General features: G+C 62.2%; 18 protein-coding genes. 10 read left to right on the forward strand and 8 right to left on the reverse strand.

Features of this window, described 5'->3' with window-relative positions; genetic code table 11:
- Positions 1 to 85: 85 nt before the first annotated feature.
- Genes HX812_RS25900 through HX812_RS25920 form a run of 5 tightly spaced genes read left to right on the forward strand, consistent with a single transcriptional unit; the run spans position 86 to position 9,895 of the window.
- Positions 86 to 1,138 carry a hypothetical protein gene (locus tag HX812_RS25900; RefSeq protein WP_038844316.1) on the forward strand — a complete coding sequence of 351 codons (1,053 nt, stop codon included), beginning with the start codon at positions 86 to 88 and terminating at the stop codon, positions 1,136 to 1,138.
- A gap of 45 nt (positions 1,139 to 1,183) precedes the next feature.
- Positions 1,184 to 4,213, forward strand: a complete 3,030-nt coding sequence (locus HX812_RS25905; RefSeq protein ID WP_038844315.1) for a porin — start codon at positions 1,184 to 1,186, stop codon at positions 4,211 to 4,213.
- 10 nt (positions 4,214 to 4,223) lie between these two features.
- Positions 4,224 to 7,097 carry an S-layer family protein gene (locus HX812_RS25910; protein WP_038844313.1) on the forward strand — a complete coding sequence of 958 codons (2,874 nt, stop codon included), beginning with the start codon at positions 4,224 to 4,226 and terminating at the stop codon, positions 7,095 to 7,097.
- Positions 7,094 to 8,935, forward strand: a complete 1,842-nt coding sequence (locus tag HX812_RS25915) for a peptide transporter (RefSeq protein WP_038844311.1) — start codon at positions 7,094 to 7,096, stop codon at positions 8,933 to 8,935. The genes HX812_RS25910 and HX812_RS25915 overlap by 4 nt, the downstream gene beginning before the upstream one ends.
- 36 nt (positions 8,936 to 8,971) lie before the next feature.
- Positions 8,972 to 9,895: a LysR family transcriptional regulator gene (locus HX812_RS25920; protein WP_016976427.1), complete on the forward strand. Its 924-nt coding sequence runs from the start codon at positions 8,972 to 8,974 to the stop codon at positions 9,893 to 9,895.
- On the opposite strand, the gene HX812_RS25925 is transcribed toward HX812_RS25920, so the two are convergent.
- The gene (locus HX812_RS25925) at positions 9,840 to 10,502 is read right to left on the reverse strand and encodes a TetR/AcrR family transcriptional regulator (RefSeq protein WP_038844308.1); all 663 of its coding nucleotides are present in this window, start codon (positions 10,500 to 10,502) and stop codon (positions 9,840 to 9,842) included. The genes HX812_RS25920 and HX812_RS25925 overlap by 56 nt on opposite strands.
- A 121-nt stretch (positions 10,503 to 10,623) precedes the next feature.
- Between HX812_RS25925 and HX812_RS25930 the strand changes: the two genes are divergently transcribed.
- The 3 genes from HX812_RS25930 to HX812_RS25940 all read left to right on the forward strand — a co-directional run bounded on the left by HX812_RS25930 (position 10,624) and on the right by HX812_RS25940 (position 14,099).
- Positions 10,624 to 11,841 (forward strand): MFS transporter, encoded by a 1,218-nt coding sequence (locus HX812_RS25930; protein ID WP_038844306.1) that lies wholly within the window; start codon positions 10,624 to 10,626, stop codon positions 11,839 to 11,841.
- Positions 11,842 to 11,935: 94 nt separating this feature from the next.
- On the forward strand, positions 11,936 to 12,730 hold the full coding sequence (locus tag HX812_RS25935; RefSeq protein WP_038844304.1) for a DNA/RNA non-specific endonuclease: 795 nt from the start codon (positions 11,936 to 11,938) through the stop codon (positions 12,728 to 12,730).
- A 157-nt stretch (positions 12,731 to 12,887) separates the two neighbouring features.
- Positions 12,888 to 14,099: a YeeE/YedE family protein gene (locus HX812_RS25940; RefSeq protein ID WP_038844302.1), complete on the forward strand. Its 1,212-nt coding sequence runs from the start codon at positions 12,888 to 12,890 to the stop codon at positions 14,097 to 14,099.
- Position 14,100: 1 nt separating this feature from the next.
- On the opposite strand, the gene HX812_RS25945 is transcribed toward HX812_RS25940, so the two are convergent.
- On the reverse strand, positions 14,101 to 14,262 hold the full coding sequence (locus HX812_RS25945; RefSeq protein ID WP_080642368.1) for a DUF2986 domain-containing protein: 162 nt from the start codon (positions 14,260 to 14,262) through the stop codon (positions 14,101 to 14,103).
- Between the two features lie 139 nt (positions 14,263 to 14,401).
- On the opposite strand from HX812_RS25945, the gene panB reads away from it, so the two are divergent.
- The gene (gene panB, locus HX812_RS25950) at positions 14,402 to 15,217 is read left to right on the forward strand and encodes a 3-methyl-2-oxobutanoate hydroxymethyltransferase (protein WP_038844300.1); all 816 of its coding nucleotides are present in this window, start codon (positions 14,402 to 14,404) and stop codon (positions 15,215 to 15,217) included.
- On the opposite strand, the gene HX812_RS25955 is transcribed toward panB, so the two are convergent.
- From HX812_RS25955 to HX812_RS25965, 3 genes are read right to left on the reverse strand one after another with little or no spacing between them, the layout of a single operon-like run.
- Positions 15,214 to 16,599 carry a PLP-dependent aminotransferase family protein gene (locus tag HX812_RS25955; RefSeq protein ID WP_038844299.1) on the reverse strand — a complete coding sequence of 462 codons (1,386 nt, stop codon included), beginning with the start codon at positions 16,597 to 16,599 and terminating at the stop codon, positions 15,214 to 15,216. The two genes, panB and HX812_RS25955, sit on opposite strands and share 4 nt — an antisense overlap.
- Positions 16,600 to 16,605: 6 nt before the next feature.
- The gene (locus HX812_RS25960) at positions 16,606 to 17,124 is read right to left on the reverse strand and encodes a DUF2569 domain-containing protein (RefSeq protein WP_038844298.1); all 519 of its coding nucleotides are present in this window, start codon (positions 17,122 to 17,124) and stop codon (positions 16,606 to 16,608) included.
- Positions 17,125 to 17,162: 38 nt separating this feature from the next.
- Positions 17,163 to 18,203, reverse strand: a complete 1,041-nt coding sequence (locus HX812_RS25965; protein WP_038844296.1) for an alpha/beta fold hydrolase — start codon at positions 18,201 to 18,203, stop codon at positions 17,163 to 17,165.
- A 132-nt stretch (positions 18,204 to 18,335) separates the two neighbouring features.
- Between HX812_RS25965 and msrA the strand changes: the two genes are divergently transcribed.
- Positions 18,336 to 18,842 carry a peptide-methionine (S)-S-oxide reductase MsrA gene (msrA, locus tag HX812_RS25970; protein WP_038844295.1) on the forward strand — a complete coding sequence of 169 codons (507 nt, stop codon included), beginning with the start codon at positions 18,336 to 18,338 and terminating at the stop codon, positions 18,840 to 18,842.
- Between the two features lie 53 nt (positions 18,843 to 18,895).
- On the opposite strand, the gene HX812_RS25975 is transcribed toward msrA, so the two are convergent.
- The 3 genes from HX812_RS25975 to HX812_RS25985 form a co-directional block, all read right to left on the reverse strand.
- Positions 18,896 to 19,342, reverse strand: a complete 447-nt coding sequence (locus HX812_RS25975; RefSeq protein ID WP_038844294.1) for a hypothetical protein — start codon at positions 19,340 to 19,342, stop codon at positions 18,896 to 18,898.
- 24 nt (positions 19,343 to 19,366) lie between these two features.
- Positions 19,367 to 19,882 (reverse strand): hypothetical protein, encoded by a 516-nt coding sequence (locus HX812_RS25980; protein WP_152514701.1) that lies wholly within the window; start codon positions 19,880 to 19,882, stop codon positions 19,367 to 19,369.
- A 144-nt stretch (positions 19,883 to 20,026) separates the two neighbouring features.
- Positions 20,027 to 21,277: an NAD(P)/FAD-dependent oxidoreductase gene (locus HX812_RS25985; protein WP_038844290.1), complete on the reverse strand. Its 1,251-nt coding sequence runs from the start codon at positions 21,275 to 21,277 to the stop codon at positions 20,027 to 20,029.
- Positions 21,278 to 21,323: the final 46 nt, after the last annotated feature.

Here is a 21,323-nt window from a genome sequence, read left to right on the forward strand (position 1 = left end):
AAGTATCCAAACCCCGTTATTTAGATATTTTTCATAGGTGGACAGCACTGGTAGGCTCGTAAAAAAACAAGAGAAGCGCCCGGCCATGTCGATAAGCCTGTCCACCAAACCCTTCACCACATTGCTGGCTACCTTGGCCTTGATGGGCACGCTGACCAGTTGCGCCAAGGTCGACGTGCATAGCGAAAGCGCCGACAAACCCGAGGCCGATGCCCGTCAGGTCCTGCGCCTGGGCCACGATGGCAGTGCCTACCCGTTCCTGGTGTACGCCAACGCTGATCTCTACAACCCGCCCAGCACCATTGAGCGCGCGGTGGTGATCGTGCATGGCGTGCAACGTGACGGTGACCAGTACTTCAAGACCGGCCGCAAATTGCTCGGCAACGCCCACCTGAAAAACACCCTGTTGCTGGCGCCGAATTTCCTCACCCCCACCGACGCCGGCGTCAGCGACGACATGCCGCTGTGGCCCCGTGACAAATGGATGCACGGCATCGAGTCCCAATTCGGTCACAAAGGCATCCCGGCCTTCCAGGTACTGGACGATGTGGTCGCCTACCTGTCTGACCGCCAGCGTTACCCGGCGCTGAAGGAAATCGTGATGGTCAGCCACTCGGCGGGCGCGCAATTGATGCAGCGCTACGCGGTGGTGAATGACCTGGATGGCGGCCTCAAGGCCCACGGCTTGAGCATCCGCTACGTCGTTGCGAGCCCGTCGAGCTACGTGTATTTCGAAGAAAGCCGCCTGCAGGACGGCGTGTTCAAGCCCGTCGTGACCGTGATGTGCCCCAGCTACAGCCGCTATCGCTACGGTATCGACGGCGCCCCCGCGTACCTGCTCAACCAGCACCTCAGCAGCCGCCAGTTGTTTGCCCGCTATGCCGCGCGCGACATCACCTACCTGGTCGGCGCCCAGGACAACAACCCCACCAGCCGCGTACTCGACAGTTCCTGCGGTGCCAATTACCAAGGCGCAACGCGGTTGGATCGCCAGCTCAACTACGTGAGCTACGAGCAGTTCCTGTCCCGCCAGTGGCAGATTCCATTGCGCCATCCACAGCACACTCTCCCCGGGATCGGCCATAACGCGGCGCGATTGCTCGGCGATAAAGCCGTTGCACGGATGCTGTTTCCCTAAGCCTAGCCCTACGCTGCGTCTCGATAAAAACAATAAGAGAACTGTATGAGCCCACACTTCCCCTCCACCCGGGCGCCCCGCGCCTGGGGGCCTGGCGCGTTGTCGCTGCTGGCCGCTGCCCTGATCGCCGCCCAGGCCCAGGCCGATACGCTGCCTTCGTCCGGCACCTTGTTCGATAACAGCCGCTCGGTACTGCGCCCCACGGACAACGTGCAACCGGCGCCCCCCGGCAGCGTACGCATCGAAAGCCAGGGGGATGAGCCCGCACCCACAGCCAGCACCTCGACCCTGCAACTGCAGGTCAAGCGCTTCGTGGTGAAGGGCAATCGCGAACTCAACGACGGGCAAGTGCAGGCCGCGTTGCAACCCTATGTGGGCAAGACGCTGGGTCTGGAAGGACTGCGCGAGGCCGCGGCGCAGGTCACCGCGCTTTACCGGGCGCGGGGCTACCTGGTGGCGCGCGCCTATCTGCCAGCCCAGGACATTCAAGACGGCCAGGTCGTCGTGGCGGTTTCCGAAGGGGTGATCGGCCAGGTCAGCACCTTGCCGGATTCCAATGTGCGCCTGCGTCCCGGCGTGCAGCAGCAGTTCGTCAATGCCTTGCCGGCGGGCACCATCATTCGCGAGCAGGACCTGGAGCGCGTGCTGCTGCGCCTGTCGGACATCACCGGGGTTTCGGTACACGCCATCCTGCGTCCGTCACAGCAACCGGGCGCCGCCGACATCGTGCTCAAGCTCAGCGAAATGACCGCCTGGACCGCCCGCGCCGCCATCGACAACTACGGCAACTACTACACCGGCGCCAACCGCCTGACCTCCAGCGTCAGCCTTAATGACGCGCTGGGGATTGGCGACAGTTTCACCGTCACCTCACAGAACTCTTTCGAAGGCCTGGACATCAAGGGCGTCGGCTACCAACAGCCGCTGGGCGCCACCGGCATCTCGGTGGGCGCCAACTATGCCGAGCTGGAATACAACATCGGCAAGAACCTCAAGGGCCTGGATGCGGACGGCACGGCCGAAGTGTCTTCGGTGTTTATCAACAGCGCCTTGCTGCGCTCGCGGGACAGCAACATCAGCCTCAACCTGGCCGAAGACCATCGGCGCTTCGAGGACTCGGCGGGCGGTTTCACGGTGAACAAGTCTGCGGTGTTTCGCAGTGCCACGCTGTATGGCAACTGGCGTGATGCCTGGCAGGGCAACAACAGCTGGAGCCTGGCCTACGGCATCGGCGACCTGGATAAAAACACCGCCGCCGACGCCGCGCTGGATGCGCTCACCGCCAATGCAGCCGGACGCTACAAGAAAGCCAATGCCAATTTCAGTCGCCTGCAATACCTGGGCAACGGCTATTCATTGTTGGGTTCGTTGACCGGTCAGTGGGCCGACAAGAACCTTGATTCGTCGGAAAAACTCAGTCTCGGCGGCCCTAATGGCGTGCGCGCCTATCCCGTGGGTGAAGTGGCCGGTGACGAAGGCATCCTCGGCCGCCTGGAGCTGCGCAAATACCTCGGGCGCTTCAAAGGCGCGATAGCCGAGGGCACCTTGTTTGCGGATGCAGGCAAGGTCACGGTCAACAAGAACCCCTGGGACAACAGCGAAAACACCCTGACGCGCTACGGCTATGGCGTGGGCCTGAACCTCTACCACCGCGACCTGGTGATGAACGCCAGCCTGGCCTTCTCGCCCGGCGAAGACCCCACCAGCGACGACCGCGCCGCCAAGCGCCTGTGGTTCTCCATTTCCGGCTCGCCCCAAGCGTTTGCCGGGTTGGCCAGTGACATCGGTTCCAAGGGCGAAGACTTCGAAGTGGCCGAGACCGATACCGTGATCTACGGCAATATCGGCATTATCCCGGAGTACGTCGACCGCCATGGCTCAACCCCGGCCGCGCCCGCCGACCAGAGCCGTCTCGCCACCCCCAACGGGCGCAACATGGCCAGTTTCTGGCGGGCGCGCGACAACGTCTCGGCCATCGGCGTGCACGGCGGCTATGGCTTGACCGACGATTGGAAACTGCTGTGGCAGCTCGAATACGGGATCTCGATGAACTACATCGAGAGCAACGACAAAACACTGAACACCTCGGCGTCGCCCAGCACCAAGTTGCGCAACACCGGTGCGGCGTTCAACAACACCGACTACGGCACGCTGCTGTATGGGGTGTGGGACATGCCGATGAAAGAGTCCACCACCAGCCTTGACCCGTTCAACGGCAAGACCAGCGCGGCGTACTTCAACATCATCGGTTCGCCGGGGTTCAGTGCCGGGTTGTCGACCAACGTCAACGGCCCGCAAAGCTACAACGACACGGCCGTCAATGGCGATGCGGCGTTCAACCGGCGCCAGGCCGGCGTGGTGGAATACTGGACGCCGGTGTGGAACGGCCTGCAACTCAAACTGGCGTATTCGAACAACGGTATGCGCGCCGCCAGCGATGTGGACAAGGGCTATATCTACGGCAGCAGCCTGACCTACAACAACGGCGGCTTCACGGCGGTGGTCGCGGCCGAGCGGCACATCAATTACTTCGGCATTGCCGACCTGGGGCGCAACGCCCGTGGCCTGGGCAGCACCACCCATGTCACCGACGGTACTTCTTCGGATGACTTCAGCTTCCGCTACGGCCTGGCCTATGACTTTGGCGCGACCAAGCTCTCGGTGATCGCCGATGACCTGTCGTACTCCGAGGATGGCGTGATCAACAACAGCACGGCCACCAGCGACCTGTCCCACTACCGTCGCCGCGCCTACCTGCTGGGCGCGACCCACAAGATCGGCGCCTGGACCTTGAAAGCCAGCTATGGCAAGGCCCTGGCGGGCAAGTGCGAGATGATCCGCGCCACCCCCGTGGAGTGCGACACCCATGGCATGGGCGCCACCCAGTACGCGATGGGCTTCAATTACAAGCTGACCAAGAACATCGACCTGTTCTCCCAGTACGTGTTGCTGAAGAACCAGTCCCTGGCCAACTACAACTTCGCCTTGACCGGCGTGACCGCCGCCACCGGCTATTCGCCCGGCGTGGGCACCACCATCAGTGCCGTTGGCACTGGCATCAACTATTCGTTCTGAGGAGCCGGTCATGCGCCAACCCCATGTTCTCAAACCCCTGACGTTTGCCGTGCTCTGCGCCCTCTACGGCCTGGTGCCGATGCCCGCGCTGGCGCTGGACAACAACGCGTTGCCCACCAACGGCCAAGTGGTTGCCGGCAGTGGCGTCATCAGCAGCAACGGCAATGTACTCACGGTGAACCAGGGCAGCGACCGCCTGATCGCCACCTGGGACACCTTCAATATCGGCAAGAACGCCCAGGTGAATTTCCTGCAACCGGGCGCGTCGTCGGTGGCGCTCAACCGCGTGACCGGCAGCGACGGTTCGCAGATCCTTGGGCACCTGAATGCCAATGGCCAGGTATTCCTGATCAACCCCCAAGGCGTGTTGTTTGGCGCAGGGTCGATGGTGGACGTGGGCGGGCTGGTGGCCAGTTCGCTGAACATTTCCAACAGCGATTTCATGGCCGGCAAAAACGTGTTCGCCGGCCAGGGCGGCGGTGCGGTGGTCAACCAAGGCACGATCAGTGCGCGGGACGGCGGCAGCGTGGCGTTGCTCGGCGCCCAGGTGCGCAACGAAGGCACGGTGGTCGCGCGGCTGGGCTCGGTGGTGCTGGGCGGTGGGGAAAAGATCACCCTGGATTTCACCGGGGACGGCCTGATCAATGTCGAGGTCAACGACCCGGCCATCGGCGCCAGCGTGGTCAATCGTGGCCTGCTCAGCGCCAACGGCGGCGCGGTGACCCTGACCGCCCGCGACTCCCAGGCCATGCTCAGCAACGTGGTGAACAACGAAGGTGTGATCGAGGCACGCAGCCTGCAACAGCGCAACGGCCGCATCATCCTCGATGGCGGCGACAGTGGCGTGGTGGTCAACAGCGGCGTGTTGGATGTCTCGGGTAAACAGAGCGGTGAGCGCGGCGGCAACGTGACGATGACTGGGCAATACGTCGGCCTGTTCGACAGCGGCCGTATCGATGCCGATGGCGACATCGGCGGCGGCACCGTGTTGATGGGCGGCGACTACCAGGGCAGTGGCAACCTGCATCAGGCCGACAGCACCTTCCTGGGCAGCGATGCGCGCATCAGCGCGAATGCCCTGAGCCGCGGTGATGGCGGCAAGGTCATCCTGTGGTCCAAGGACAGCACCCGGTTCTACGGCGACATCAGCGTGCGCGGCGCCGGCAGCCAGGGGCGTGGCGGGTTGGTGGAAACCTCCGGGCATGCGCTGGATGTGTCCGGTATTGTCGACCTGAGTGCGGTGTCGGGGCAGGGCGGCAGCTGGTTGATCGACCCGTTCAACATCAATATCACCAACGGCGCCAGCACCGGCACCTCCACCAGTTCGCCGTTCACGCCGAATGCCGGGGCCAGTTCCAACCTGAGTTCGGCGACCCTTAATGCATCGTTGTCCGAAGGCGCAAATATCCTCGTGACTACGTCGTCGGGCGCTGGCACTTCGGGGGATATCAACGTGCTGTCCAACGTCAAGGGCGTCGGCAACGCCACCCTGACGTTGCAGGCCCACCGCAATATCGTGATGACCAACACCAGCATCAGCAATGGCACCGGCAAGACGCTGAACGTGTCGCTGGTGTCCAACTTCAACAACAGCGGCAACGGCTCGGTGGCGTTGAGTAACGCGAGCATCAGCACCAACGGCGGTAACCTGACCATCAGCGGCGCGGTGGATCCGGCGACGTCCTGGGCGAGCACCAACGTCAGCAATGGCGTGGGCATTTCGATGACCAACGGCACGCGCATCAGTACCAGCGGCGGCGACATCACTTTGCGTGGCGCCACCTCGTCGAGCCTGGCCGCAGGCTCCACGGCCACCGCGATCAACATCAGCCGCAGCACCCTGGATGCGGGCGGCGGTAACATCAGCATCACCGCCGTGCAGGCCAGCAGCACCGGCAGCGGCGATGCGTTCGTGCTGACCGGCGGCAGCAATATTCTCACCTCGGGTACCGGTTCCATCAGCGTCGACAGTACCAACCTGGGCAGCGGCAACGGCACGCGGATCTTCAGCACCAGCAACACCATCGCCGCCACCGGCAGCGGCAACCTCACCCTGCGCGGCAGTGCGGTGTCGGGCAGCGGCGTGCTGGTGTGTTCGACGGCAACGAGTTCGACGCAAACCTTGAGCGTAGGCAGCGGCACCTTGACGGTACAAGGCACCGCCGATTCCGGGAAGGGCGTGTTCCTGGCGGCTTCCACCACGGGCGTGGTGACCCTGAGCGCAGGGGCGGGTGGCACTCTCGCTATCGACGGTTTCAGCGCAGGCGACTCCGGCACGGTGGTGAATTCCACGGGCACCGGCTCGGTGATCAACCTGACAACGCAGGATGGCAGCCTGTCCCTGAGCGGCACGGCCGGCGCGGCGTCAAGTGCGCCAGGCCTGAGCATCCGCAGCGGCGCCTCCGGGGCGGGCAATGGGGTGAATATCCTGTCCGGCAGCGGTGATATCCGCCTGCAAGGCACCGCGCTGGGAGTGGGGCCGGGGGTGTCGTTCAACGCCACCAATGCGCGGGGCTTCAACAACGTGATGACCGGCGGCAGCGGCAACCTTACCGTCACCGCGCGCAGTGCCGGGGGCGCGGCATTGAGCTTCGACAACGGCACCAACACCCTGCAAGTGGTGGACGGTACCCTGCGCCTGGACCTGGAGGCGCCAGCGGGCAATTACATCAGCCAGAGCAACGGCACCTCGTCGATTACCGCCACCGGTAATGGCGCGGTGTTGATCAATCGGGGCGGATTGATCCACAACGGCTTGCTGGAGGCGACCAGCGAACCGACCCGCCAGTATCATCAGGGCCAGATGGTCGGCGGAACCTGGAGCCAGGTGCTCAAGCCCACGGCCACCGACGAGGTGAGCATCGACGTGGTGCAACCGCTATGACCGACCAACCCTTTTCCCTGGAAGCCTTCGAATACCTTTGCTACAGCCGCGACCACGAAGGCGGCGCGCGCGAACTCGTGCGCCTGCTGCAATTGATCGACCGCAACTACGGCAAGTTGTCCGAACAGTTTTCCCTGAGCGTGTCCCCTGCGCTCACACCGGGAGAGCTGGAAAGCCACGTGCTGACGCGGCTGACCTGCGCCATCACGGCGCTGTTCTCCGACCCGACGTTCAGCCTCAGCCCCGGTGGCTTTGGCCAGTTGATCAACTTGCAGCGCTGGCTGTCGTCGTTGTTTGCCGCCAGTGCCTTTATCAACGGCGACCACATCCTGCGCTCGCTGAACCTGCTCGGACCGCAGGGCAACGACTACCGCATCACCGAGCAAAATCTAGTGAAGTTCTGCCTGCTGTACTCGCCGGAATCCCAGTTACCGCTGGATGTTGACCTGCTGTGGGCGCAGAACCCGACGTTGGCGGCGGCCCTGTTCATGGCATTGTTGTCGCCGCGCTTTCTCGGTACTCCGGCGGCGCACTCCAAGCGCGAGGCATTGCTGGCGTGGTTGCCGGGGCGTTTGGAACAACTCGACAGCCTGGATGCACTGCCGCTCAATGTGCTGCATGACGTGTACATGCATTGCAGTTACGCCGACTTGCCCGAGCGCCATCGCATCAAGGCGTCGATCAATACCTTGATCGAACGCAAGCTCGCCAGCCTGGGCATCCACAGCGTGCCCGTCGCCGTGGCGCCGCCGCGCGCCAAGCCGCTGATGCTGGTGCTGCTGGAATGGTTCTCCGGCGGGCATTCGATCTACCGCACTCACTCGCTGACGCTGCAGGCGGCGCGTCGGGATTTCCAGGTGGTGGCCGTGGGGTATGCGGAGAATGTGGATGCGCTGGGTCGCGAGGTGTTCGATGAATTTATCGAGCTGCGCGAGCCGGATGACCTGTTCGCGTGCCTGCGCCAGCTCACTGCCCTCGCCAGCGCACGCCGCCCCGAGGTGTTCTACATGCCCAGCGTCGGCATGTTCCAGGTCACGCTGTTTGCCAGTAACCTGCGTTTTGCGCCGTTGCAGGTGGCTGCGCTGGGGCATCCGGCGACCACAGCGTCGCGGCATATCGACCTGGTCAGCGTGGAGGAAGATTTTGTCGGTGACCCGGCGTGTTTTACCGAACGCCTGTTGCAACTGCCGGCCAATGGTCAGCCGTATCGGCCGTCCGCCATCCCCATCGACTTGCCGCACGTCATGCGTGAAGACCACGCCTGGGTCAACATCGCCATCGCCGCCACCACGATGAAACTCAACCCCACCTTCCTGCGCGCCTGCCAGGCGATTGCCGTGCGCACGTTGCACCTCTACGGCAAACGCGTGCGCTTTCACTTCCTGGTAGGCCAGGCCCAAGGGCTGTTGTTCCCGCAACTGGTGCGCTTGATCGAGCGTTATGTGGGCGATGCGACGGTGTACCCGCACCAGCCCTATGCCGACTACATGGCCACGCTGAACCGCTGCGACCTGTTCCTGAGCCCGTTTCCGTTCGGCAATACCAACGGCATCATCGATGCCTTCACGGCGGGTTTGCCCGGTGTGTGCAAGACCGGGCCGGAGGTGTTCGAGCATATCGATGAGGGCTTGTTCCGGAGGGTGGGGTTGCCCGATTGGACGGTATCGCGCACTCATGAAGACTATGTGCAGGCGGCGGTACGGTTGGCGGGCGACTACACCGAGCGCGCCGATTTATACCGGCATCTGGGAACAGACGCGCCACTGCAGCGTCTGTTCGGCGGTGAGCCCTATGCCTTGAGTGACGCGCTGTTGGCCAACCTGCCGGGCTTGCTATAGTTTTGCAGGCTTGAGTGGATACCCGGTGTCACCCCTATGAAGCGCCATTTCGAAGATTTGCAGCTGGGCAGTATCGAACTCTTCTGCCTCGCCGCCGAAGCCAGCAGCTTCACCGCCGCCGCGCAGGTGGCGGGCGTCACCCCGGCGGCCGTGAGTCGCAGCATCTCGCGCCTGGAAGAACGCCTGGGTTCACGCCTGTTTGTGCGCACCACCCGCAGCATCCGTCTTACCGACAGCGGCCGCACCTTCTTCGAGCAATGCCGCCAGGCCTTGACCCAACTGGTGGAGGCGCAGCAGGAAGTGATGGGCGCGCAGGCCGTGCCGTCGGGCTTGCTGCGTATCAGCATTCCCACCACCTACGCGCATCACCGCTTGCTGCCGCTGCTGCCCAGGTTTCGCGCGCTGTACCCGCAAGTCACGGTGGATATCCACATCAGCAACCGCAATATCGACTTTGTCGCCGAAGGGTACGACCTGGCCATCCGCGTGCGCGCCCAGCCGGACTCGTCGCTGATTGCCCGCCTGTTGGAAGACGGCGAGTTGGTAGTAGTTGCATCGCCGTCTTACCTGAAGCGCGCCGGCATCCCACAGACGCTGGAAGATTTGCCCACCCACGAATGCATCCAGTACGAACTGCCGAGCAATGGCCGGCGCATCTCATGGCTGTTCCAGGTAGACGGCAAGCCGCAGGAATATGCGGGGGAGGCGGGGTACAGTTGTTCCGACGATGTGCTTGGCGGCGTGACCCTGGCCAAGCATGGCGCGGGGTTGTTTCAGACCTACAAGTTCATCGTCGAACAGGAACTGGCAAACGGTAGCCTGGTGGAGGTATTGCAACCGTTTGGCGGGCGTTCGCGGCCGTTTACCTTGTTGTATCCCCATGGGCGCTATGTGCCGCATCGGGTTAGGGCGTTTGTGGATTTCCTGATGCAGTGTCGGGACGAATGGGCGGCGCCGTAGAGGCGGCGATATCCCAGGTCAGCAGGAGTTGGCTGATTGCCGCGTCGATAGTGGCATGGGGCACGTTGTCCCGCGCCAGGATCGAAACGCCCTGCAGGAAGCTGTCAAACACAGTCGCCATCATTTCCGGGTTGACCGTCTGCGGCAATTGCCCCAGACGGATCGCCCGCTCCACACACGTCACAATCCCCGCACGGGTGCGCCGCCGCGACTGGGTCAACCCATCCGCCACCCTTGCGTTCTCCGGGCTCGGCGCGCTCATCACCCCCAGCGCCACCATGCAGCCCTTGGGGTGGCCGTCTTCGCACTGCATGCGCGCCGACTGGCGTAGCGCTGTTTCAACCGCCTGACGCGGTAACAGGCTTTCGTCCCACAGGCATTCGGTGACTTGGGCGTAGGTCGACAAGTAACGCTGCACGCATTCGTCGAACAGCGCCTCTTTGGAGCCGAACGCCGCATAAAAACTCGGTGCGGAGATGCCACCACCCAGGCCGGCCTTGAGCTGGGCGAGGGAGGTGGCGTCGTAGCCGTGTTGCCAGAACAGGTGCAAGGCCTGGTCCACGGCGTGTTCGCGGTCGAAAGTGCGGGGGCGGCCCATCTGTGCCATGTCAGGTCTCCGGTGGATAGCGAGATAAATACTAGTCGATACATAAGTCGTTGACAACGTGATGAATACGCCTGCAACATTTATATCGATAAGTATCTAAGTCCCGTTCAAGGAGTTTCCCGTGACACCCTCACTTACGTTATCGGCGTCATCCGACCGCTTGCCCATCGGCGCTTTGCTCGCCCTGGCCATGACCGGCTTCATCTGCATCGTCACCGAAACCCTGCCGGCGGGCCTGTTGCCGTTGATCAGCGAGGGCCTGGCGATTTCGCCGTCGATGGCCGGGCAGATGGTCACGGCCTATGCGTTGGGCTCGGTGCTGGCAGTGATCCCCATGACCATCGCCACCCGCGGCTGGCGGCGGCGCAATGTGTTGCTGCTGACCATCGTCGGCTTTTTGCTGTTCAACTCGATCACCGCGTTGTCGTCTCACTACGGCGTGACCCTGGTGGCGCGGTTCTTTGCCGGTGTGGCGGCGGGGTTGGCCTGGAGCCTGCTGGCCGGTTACGCCCGGCGCATGGTTGCGCCACATCAACAGGGCAAGGCACTGGCACTGGCGATGGTCGGTACACCGATTGCGTTGTCGTTGGGTGTGCCGTTGGGCACGTGGCTCGGTGGGCTGGTGGGGTGGCGCACGACCTTTGGCCTGATGTCCGCGGTAAGCCTGGTGCTGATTGCGTGGGTGCTGGTGAAAGTCCCGGACTACGCGCCTCAACCGGCGCACCAACGGCTGTCCCTGGGCAAGGTGCTGACCACGCCGGGCGTGCGGCCGGTGCTGGCGGTGGTGATCAGCTGGATGCTGGCGCACAACATTCTCTACACCTACATCGCGCCGTTCGTAGCGCCGGCTGGGCTGGCAGAGCGGGTTGACCTGGTGCTGTTGGTGTTCGGGGTGGCCGCGTTGGCGGGGATCTGGCTCACGGCCAAGTTGGTCGAGCCGCTGCTGCGCCAGACCGTGCTGGTGAGCCTGGTGACCTTTGCGGCGATAAGCCTGGTGTTCGGCTTCCTGGGCAATGTGCCCGAGGTGATTTATTTCGGCGTAGCGGTGTGGGGCCTGAGTTTCGGCGGCGCCGCGACCCTGCTGCAAACCGCCCTGGCCGATGCGGCGGGGGATGGCGCGGACGTGGCGCTGTCGCTGAATGTGGTGGCGTGGAACAGCGCGATTGCCGGCAGCGGTGTGGTCGGCGGGGTGTTGCTGGACACCTGGGGCGTGGCGTCGTTTCCATGGGCCATGCTGGTGTTGATCGGCGTATCGCTGGTGATCGCCTGGGGGGCCAGTGCCCACGGCTTCACGCCTGGCGCGCGGGATGCAGGAAAACCTACAGCAGCCGGGCACTAATCTGACATTCGTTAGTCAATAATCCTCGCAATATCATCCACTTGGCTCCGCTCGGCGGAGCCTGCCGCTTCACTTCCTTTCGAAGATTTAATGCATGTACCTACGCAAAATTGCCGTTGGGCTGACCGCCCTTGTTTTGCTTTCCTCTGGGGCCAACGCCCGAAGCTTGCCGGACCTCTATTCCAAGCAGGAAAAACAGCTCAACTTCGACAGCTGCGCCGACCTGTTCCCCGCCGCCCCGATCAAGACCGCCACCGTGCCGGCCGCGATGAAACCCCTGGCGCTGTGCTCCGACCATTTTGCGGTGCTTTACTCGCAAACCAGCAAGACGCCACTGGTGGTGGTCGAACGCCTGAATGCTGCGCTCCTGAAGGACGCCAAGGGCGAGGAGCGCACCAACCAGTTCTACGCCGACCCGCGCATTCCCAAAGGCGGCCGAGCGGAGTTGAGCGACTACCGCGCCCAGCATCCCGCCGTGGACCGTGGCCACCAATCCCCAGCTGCCGACGCGCCGAATGCCAACGCCATGGCGCAGTCGTTCGCGCTGTCGAACATGGTGCCCCAGGACCCCACGAACAACCGCAAGATCTGGAGCAAGGTCGAGGCTGACGTGCGCAAGTTTGCCGTGCGCGCCGGTGGCGATGTGTACGTGTTTACCGGCCCGCTGTTCGACCCTGGCTACGGCACCATCGGCGCCAACAAGGTCTGGGTGCCGACGCGCCTGTTCAAGCTGGTGTACGACGCTTCCAGCAAACGTGCCTGGGCGTATGTGCTGCCCAATGCTGAGACGCGCATTCAAAAACCGATGGATTATGAGACGTTTGTGAAGAGCACCGGGCTCAGGTTGTTGGGGGATCTTCCGGTGTCGGGGTCGGTGGGGCGGAGTTGACCAAGCCCCTTTTCCAATGGCGCACAGATTTTTTGTGGTGAGCGGGCTTGTCGAATCGTCGCAGCGCCCGCGCCGGGCTGCGTAGCAGCCCCAATAAGAACACCACATTCGCCTTGGGGTTTATACTCGCGCCCATTCAAATCTACCGAGATATCCCATGAACACCTCTGTTCCTCTCGCTCCCGCGCGCGCGCCCGTCGCACCGTTGGTGGCCTTTATCATCCTGGTGCTGGGCGCCCTGTTCCTGCAAAACAGCGTCGGCTCGCACCAGGTGCTGTTGCTGGTGGTCGGCGCGGCACTGGGCTTGACCCTCTATCACGCCGCCTTCGGGTTCACCTCGGCCTGGCGCGTGTTCATCAATGATCGCCGTGGCGCCGGCTTGCGTGCGCAGATGGTGATGCTGGCGATTGCGGTGATGCTGTTCTTCCCTGCATTGGGAGCGGGCAGCTTGTTCGGGCAGCCGGTGGTCGGGCTGGTGGCGCCGGCCGGGGTGTCGGTGGTGTTTGGGGCGTTCATCTTTGGCATCGGCATGCAGTTGGGCGGCGGCTGTGCGTCGGGCACGCTGTTCACCGTGGGCGGCGGCAATGCGCGCATGCTGGTGACGTTGTTCTTCTTTATCTGTGGCTCGCTGATCGCTACGCACCACGTGGACTGGTGGTTTGCGCTGCCGGCCTTCCCGGCGGTGTCCATCGTCAAGAGCTTCGGCGTGGTGCCGGCGATGGGCCTGAGCCTGGCGGTGTTTGCGATCATTGCAGTGGTGACCGTGCGCCTGGAGAAGGCTCGTCATGGTCAATTGGAAGAGGGTGTGAGAAGCGAGCATCAAGGCCTGCGCCGCTTCCTGCGCGGCCCGTGGCCATTGGTGTGGGGCGCCATCGGCCTGGCCTTGCTCAACTACGCCACCCTGGCACTGGCGGGTCGGCCTTGGGGCATTACCTCGGCGTTTGCGTTGTGGGGCGCCAAAGTTGCCAGCGGCCTGGGTGTGGACGTGGCCAGTTGGGCGTTCTGGCAGATGCCGGGCAACGCCAAGGCGCTGGCTGCGCCGGTGTGGGAAGACATCACCAGCGTGATGGACATCGGCATCGTCCTCGGCGCGCTGTTGGCCGCTGGCTTGGCCGGGCGTTTCGCCCCCAGCCTGAAGATTCCGGCGCGTTCGCTGGTGGCAGCGGTAATCGGCGGCCTGTTGCTCGGCTACGGCTCGCGCCTGGCGTACGGCTGCAACATCGGTGCGTACTTCAGTGGCATCGCCTCGGGCAGCCTGCATGGCTGGATATGGTTGGTGGCGGCGTTTATCGGTAACAGCGTGGGCGTGCGGTTGCGGCCGTTTTTCTTCGCGGGCGAGCGACCGCAGGTGGCGTTAAGCGGTTGCTGAGTCAGTCCTGAACGGAACTGTCTGGCGCCTGAGCCGCTTCAGCCGCCAGCTTTTCCCGGTCCGCCTTGCTGATGTATTTATCTTTTTTCTTCGGCGCCAATTTGGCGTTGGCCTTCTTGGCTTTTTCCTTGAAGAGCTGCTGGAGTTTTTTCTGGCGGTTCATGGGGTTCTATCCGGGTTGTTCAGGCTCGGGATGATACCAGCTTCGCCCACTGGGTCGCTTTTTAGCGCCGATCTGTGCATTGAATCGCCTGTCCTTTCGCCAATAATCGGGTGTTCCACCGCACAACGGAAGACACTCGATGAGCCTCCACACCCGCACCAAACGCCTGACCGTCCCGCAATTGGTCGCCATGAAGGGCCAGCAGAAGATCGTTTCCCTGACGGCCTACTCCAGCGCCATCGCCAAGCTGATCGACCCGTGGGTCGATTTCATCCTGATCGGTGACTCCACGGCCATGGTCGGTTACGGCCGGTCTTCGACCTTGAGCATGCAGCTTGAAGAAATCATCGGCCATACCCGGGCCGTGGTCGACAGCACGCGCCTGGCGTGTGTCATTGCCGACATGCCGTTTGGCAGTTATCAGGAATCCAACGAGCAGGCCTTTCGCAATTGCGCGCAGGTGTTGGCGCGCACCGGCTGCGATGCGGTGAAGCTGGAGGCCAACCAGGCCTTGGCCGGGACCGTCGAGTTCCTGGTGGCGCGGGGAATTCCGGTCATGGCGCATGTGGGGCTGATGCCGCAGTTCGTCAATGTGATGGGCGGCTTCAAGGCCCAGGGCCTCACCGCCGAAACCGGCGCGCGGATTGCCGAGGACGCGCGGGCCAACCTGCAGGCGGGTGCATTCAGCCTGGTGCTTGAGGGCGTGGCTGAAGGCGTGGCCCGTCAGATCACCCTCGACTCAAAAATGCCCACCATCGGCATCGGCGCGTCACCGGCCTGCGACGGCCAAGTGCTGGTCACTGAAGATGTGCTGGGCCTGGGCGGTGAACACCTGCCGCGCTTCGTCAAACAGTACGCGGATGTGGGGGCAGTGATCCGCGACGCCTGCGAGCGGTTTGCCGAAGACGTACGCCATGGCCGTTTCCCTGAGGCGCGGCACTGCTACGGACTCTAACGAACCGCCTGCGACAACTGTTCGACGGCCTGGGCAATATCCTTGCTCCAGTCGAGGGTGAAGCTCAGGCGCAGGTGCTGTTTCCAGTTGCCTTGCTGGCTGAACAGTTCACCAGGCGCAATCACGATGCGCTCGGTCAGCAGGCGTTCGAACACCCGGTGCATGTCGACCGGGTGCGTGGCCTCAAGCCAGAAACATGCGCCGCCCTGTGGAATCGACCCCTCAAACGCGCCATTGGCGTACTCGTCCAGCAGGGCTTTCATGCGGGTCATGCAGTCGTGCAACAAGGCCCGCAGCTTGTGCAGGTGCGCGTCGATGCGCTTGGACGTGAACAGCTTGGCAATCGCTTTCTGACGGATCGGTGAGAGGCGAAACGCCCGCTCCAGGAATACACGCTGCAACTGCGGCCCACACCCACGGCACAGCACATAACCGTAGGGGGCCTCCGAGCCGATCACCTTGTCGAACGTCGAGAAAACCAAGAGTTTCTGCGGGTCGGCAAAGTCACGGTAGCGCGCCGGCGGGGTCGCGAAATACAAGTCGCCGTACGTGTCGTTTTCGAACAACCAGATAGCCCGCGCCGCCAGCCACCGGCAGATCTGCTGTTTATCCTCGGCTGGCATGCGGCTGCCGTGGGGAATGTTCACGGTGGATGACAGTATCGCCAGGCGGATGGGCTCACGTTCGAGCAGTTCATTGAGCACGCGCAGGTCGAAGCGGCCGTCGGCGTCGAGGTGCAGTTCGATCACGCGGATGTTCGCCGCCTGCAACTGGCGCAGGATCGCCCACGAACACGGCGACTCCACCAGCGCCACGCTGCCCGCCAGGTCCAGGGCGTTGAGCGATAGCTCCAGCACGCTGTGCAGGTCTGCGCCGATGTACACCTGATCGGCCTGCCAGTAGTTGTCCGTGGCACGGGTGTAGCGTTCGGCCAATGCCGCGCGCAATTCTGGCTCGCCGAAGGGCAGGTACTGCGGTGTGAGGGCGCGCGGGTAGTGGCGGGCCAGTTCCCGCTCGATCATCAGCAACGGGTTTTCCAGCGACAGCAGGATGGCTGGGACATCGGCGCTCAGGGCCAGCATGCCCGGTTGGCGGGAGGTGGCGAAGACCTGATCGAGCAGATTAGGTGAGCGTTCAGTCGACAGAGGCGCGGGCGTCAAACGGGTGAAATAGCCCAGCTTGGGCTTGGCGACAATGCGGCCTTCATCCTCCAGCAGCGAATAGGCGTACTTGGTCGTCGACACCGACACGCCGAGGCGCTGCGCCAATTGGCGCAGCGACGGCAGTTTTTGCTCGGTTTGCGCGGGGCTGGCCTCGATCAACTCGACGAGGTAGCGATACACCGCTTGATAGGCGAAGGCGCGGTGCTTGGGGTTAGCCATGCGTGTTCAAGAGGTGACGGTCGCGTGCGCGTCAGCGCTCTGCGGCTTATGCATGACAAACGTTGCCTTTACCCGTTTGGATACCAGCATGTAAGGCACCCATACAAACAAGGCGAACAATGCCCGTGCCATTTCTTTTGCGGTGTTGTTGTCGAAGATGGGTTTATCCACCAGAACGAAGGAGCACGCCCAGGCATCAAGAGGCACGAACACAACCGATGCAATCACCGTGGCGATATAAACCTTGGGGAACAGGTAATGCTTGGTGAAGAACAGATAGACCAAATAAGCGTAGGTGGCCACAAACAATCCGTTGATCAGCGTTTCTGAAATCAGGATCGGCCCCCACAGTGGGCTATACAGGGGCAATCCCGGCGTACTGACGGCGGTGAATGTGCCGTTTGTGAAAATCGGGTAATAAATGGAGAGGAGGTTAAAGCTCAGGCGGATAATCGAGATGAACAGACCTATCCCGACCAATATGAGCCAGCCGCTTAGACCCTTTAAATCTTTGCTTTCTTGCATGTCGCGCTCCGTGGGTGACTAACGTTTCGAATCATTGATCAATGGCTGGACGATTGGCGCAGAAACGCAGTGATCAGTTCTATCACCTGTAGTTGGATTTGCGCCCTCGGCCGAGCGCCCTCACCATCCCGGCAAATCATGCCATCGCCCGGCGAGCTTTCTTCAATCAACTCCATGCCGCCAGGCTTACAGATCGACATGAACGTGAAGTGAGTGGCATCGCCGATCTCCACGTACTGAGTCGAGGTTTTGGGCAGGCGCTTGACCAACGCGGCGGACTCCAGGTTAGGGTCCATGTCCTCTGTGGGCACGCCACCCGCAATCACCAAAGCCGGCACCGGAAGGGCGGCGAGACTGGCGTCGGTGAAGCCGGGCGCGAGGCCCAGGTCCAGGGACACAATGGCGGTGACGCGTTTATCGCTCAAGTCAGCGGCCAGCTTGGCTTTCCCTTCGGGCGTGCCAGCGGGGTTCATCTCGTGATAACCAATGCAACCGCCGAGCTTGGGGTGTGCGTTGCAGGCTTGGGTGAACAGATCGGGATCGAAGCGTGCGCCGGCAATCTCCAGCACGGTCCAGCCGCCGAGGGAGTGGCCGACGGCGGCAATGCGATTCTTTGCCACCGCGCCAAATTGCTTGGGCTGGGCCAGGACCGCGTCAATGGCGCGACTCAGGTCGGCCGGGCGCTTCCATAACTGAGCGGCGGCCTGCGGGCTACGGTCCTTGGTGGTGGTGCCGGGGTGATTGACCGCCGCCACGATGTACCCTTTGTGCGCCAATGCACTGGCCAACCACACCTGTTTGCCCCAATTACCGCCGTAGCCGTGGGAGAGCACGACCAAAGGATGCTCACCGGCAGCTGGTGGTGCATCTGTCACCGCGAGGGCGCCGATGAACACCCCGTTGTCGGCGATCAGTTGCGGTTTGGCGGTGCTTGCAGCGGGATACCAGACCACCATTTCCAGCGGGCGGCTGGTCTGCGCGTCGGGCAGGGTGGTGGTTTTGAAGCCGACAGGGCTTTCGGCCGCGAGGGCGGGCGTGGTCAGGCAAAACACAAGCAGGGCGCGCAAGGCGGTTTTCATTGTTGTTATCTTCCTTGATTTTGGTCGCGCATCATTACCTGAAACCGATCGTCTGGGTACCCCCCTTTACCCTTGGTATTTGCCAACCCAACCCCATAACTTGCCTGTATCCATTGCGCGGAAGAACCGACCATGACCAACCCAACCGAAACCGCTATCCTCGCCGGCGGCTGCTTCTGGGGCATGCAAGACCTGTTGCGGCGTTACCCCGGCGTGCTGCACACCCGCGTCGGCTACACCGGCGGCGATGTGCCGAATGCCACCTACCGCAACCATGGCAACCATGCGGAAGCCATCGAGATCGTGTTTGACCCGGCGGTGATCAGCTACCGGCAGATTCTGGAGTTCTTTTTCCAGATCCATGACCCGAGCACACCGAACCGACAGGGCAATGATCTTGGGCCGAGTTATCGCTCGGCGATCTATTACCTGAGTGAGCAGCAACGGGACGTGGCCGAGGATACGGCAGCGGATGTGGATGCTTCGAAGCTATGGCCGGGCCGGGTGGTGACCGAGATTGAACCGGCCGGGCCATTTTGGGAGGCGGAGCCGGAGCACCAGGATTATCTGGAACGAATTCCCAATGGGTACACCTGCCACTTTATCCGGCCGAACTGGAAGTTGCCCAAGCGCGGTTAAGTCAGCGCAACGGCAAAAAATGAAGGGGCCGGATCAATCCGTCCCCTTCACGGTCAGCCAGCACAGGTCTGCTTGTCGATTTCGAACCGCCCGACTTCTTTTTCGTTTTTGCTGCCAAAAATATAAATCAAGGTGCCGCCCAGCGTGAGGATTGGCGAGCCTTTAGACATCTGCGCGGCGCAAACAACCTCGGTGATGTCGGCGAATGTCGCGTCCAGGTCAAAGCTATCGGGCTGGGTATCGTAATTGACCAGCGTGTAATAGAACTTTATCGCGTGGCTGTTAGCCGCTTCCGCCCGGTCGAACCTGATGTCCTCGTTGACCATCCAATTACGAGCCGTCGTTCGCGCGGTCAGGATGATCAGGTCGCTGAGGTAGCTGGGTTTACTAGGCTCAGGTGTTTCTTCGAAGGCCTGTTTTATCAGCACGCCGGCCAAACCAACAAACAGCAAGCCCCACGCCGAATACCAAAACACTTTCTTGGTTTTTTCTGTTGCCACGTTATCGTCTCCTTGACCCTTCACTTATTTCCCTAAATCCCCGACGGCCAGGACCTGCGGTGCATATTGGAGGTACCACGCACGTTGGCCGACAAGCAGGTCGCGGGCGAGTTCGAGCTCTCGCTCGGACATGGCGGCATAAACCCGCTCACTGCGGTCAACGTGTTGCACTTGGTTGTTGACCACTGTGTAGAGCGCCCAACCTTTGCTTTCCATGCACAGGCGGCTGCCCTGATTGATGATTTGCTCTTCGGTGTAGCCCAGGGAGCGAAAGACCTGCACACCCTGGCCATTCTTTTGGTAGGTAGCGACCTGAAATTGAACACAGGTGTTCAGGCTTTCGCTGAACTGTGTAGCGGAAGACACGTTGTGAGGCACTTTGAAATAGACGTTGCCATCCTTGAAGTCCATATCCGCTCGATCGGAGACCACGCTTTGCGCAGAACTCAAATAACGGGTCTGAGGCGTCGAGGTCGATGCACAGCCGTTGAGGAGGCTGCCGACCACGGCCAGCGTAAGCAGAGAAAGGGTGATTCGCATCGAGACGTCCTTGAGGTGTTCCCAGGTAAATCCATTGGCCATTGAAGTCGGGCATAGCGCAGCTTTGGGAGGGCGGTGGCGCAGTGCGCAATGTTGACACAAACAGGGCTTTAACCGAAGAAACGCCTTCGTAGTGATGGGAGATCAGCGCTTTTCGTACGCCCTGTACTCATTCTGCAGCACGATATGGTCCGCCACGTACTTCGCATCGTGCCAAACCCCATAGATAAACGACGATGCCCTGTTTACCAGATTGGGCAACCCCAGGAAGTAGATCCCGCTCTGCGCGGAGATCCCGCGCTTGTGGAACGGCTCGCCTTTCTCATCGAATGCGTCCACCTTCAACCAGCTGAAATCGAACGTGAAGCCAGTGGCCCAGAGAATCGTGGTCACGCCCGCTTCAGCCAGGTCCAGGCTCACCATCGGATTCATCAAGCACTCAGGGTCGGGCAACAGTTCCCAGGCCTGCGGCTCCGGTGGAAACGGCAAGCCGTTGGCCTCGATATAGGCGTCTGCATCGCGCAGCACATCAAAGTAGGCGCGATCCCCTTCAGCCACGTTCCCGGCCAAGCCCGGTTGGAAGGTCATGACGCCGTCTTTCCAGTCCTGGGTGACGCCCACCAAGTGAATCCCTTGGTGGGCCAGTCGGCGGAAGTCGACGGTCTTGCCACCTTCATAGCCACTTACTGCAAAGGCCACGTGTTTTTTCTTCGGCTGGATTTTGACTTCATCCCACAGGCCCAACGCACCCAGCCACCAACAGTAGTCACGGCCGCGATAGGCGCGGGGCGGGCGGTAGTGTTCGCCCACCGAGAGGTACACGGTCTTGCCGGCCTTTTGCAGTTCTTCGGCGATTTGTGAGCCGGAGGCGCCTGCGCCGACGACCAGTACAGCGCCTTCAGGGAGTTGACCGGGGTTCTTGTAGCTGGACGAGTGCAGTTGGTGCAGCGGCGCGGTGGTCGGGACGATGTCCGGGATGGAAGGGCGCTGGAACGGGCCGGTGGCAGCGACCACATTGGCGGCTTCGATCACGCCGGCGGATGTCGTTACCTTGAAGCCGGGTCGCCCCACATGACGTTCTACCTGTTGCACTTCTACACCGGTGCGTACAGGCGCCTGCAACTTGTCCACGTACGCTTCGAAGTAGTCGGCCATGCGTTCCTTGGGAGGAAAGGCTTCCGGCGAGATGCCCTCGAATGTGAGGCCGGGAAACCGGTCATGCCAGGCCGGGCCGTTGGCGACCAGGGAATCCCAGCGCTCTGAACGCCAGCGTTCGGCGATGCGGTGGCGTTCCAGCACGATATGCGGCACGCCCATCAGCGACAGGTGTTCGCTCATGGCGACGCCGGCCTGGCCTGCGCCGACGACCAGGGTGTTGATGGTTTCTACTGACATGGTCGGTTCCCGAGGATAGTTAACTATTTGTGGTGAGCGGGCTTGC

Origin of the sequence: Pseudomonas sp. IPO3749 (assembly GCF_013386605.1) — a bacterium.
Taxonomy (GTDB): domain Bacteria; phylum Pseudomonadota; class Gammaproteobacteria; order Pseudomonadales; family Pseudomonadaceae; genus Aquipseudomonas; species Aquipseudomonas azotoformans_A.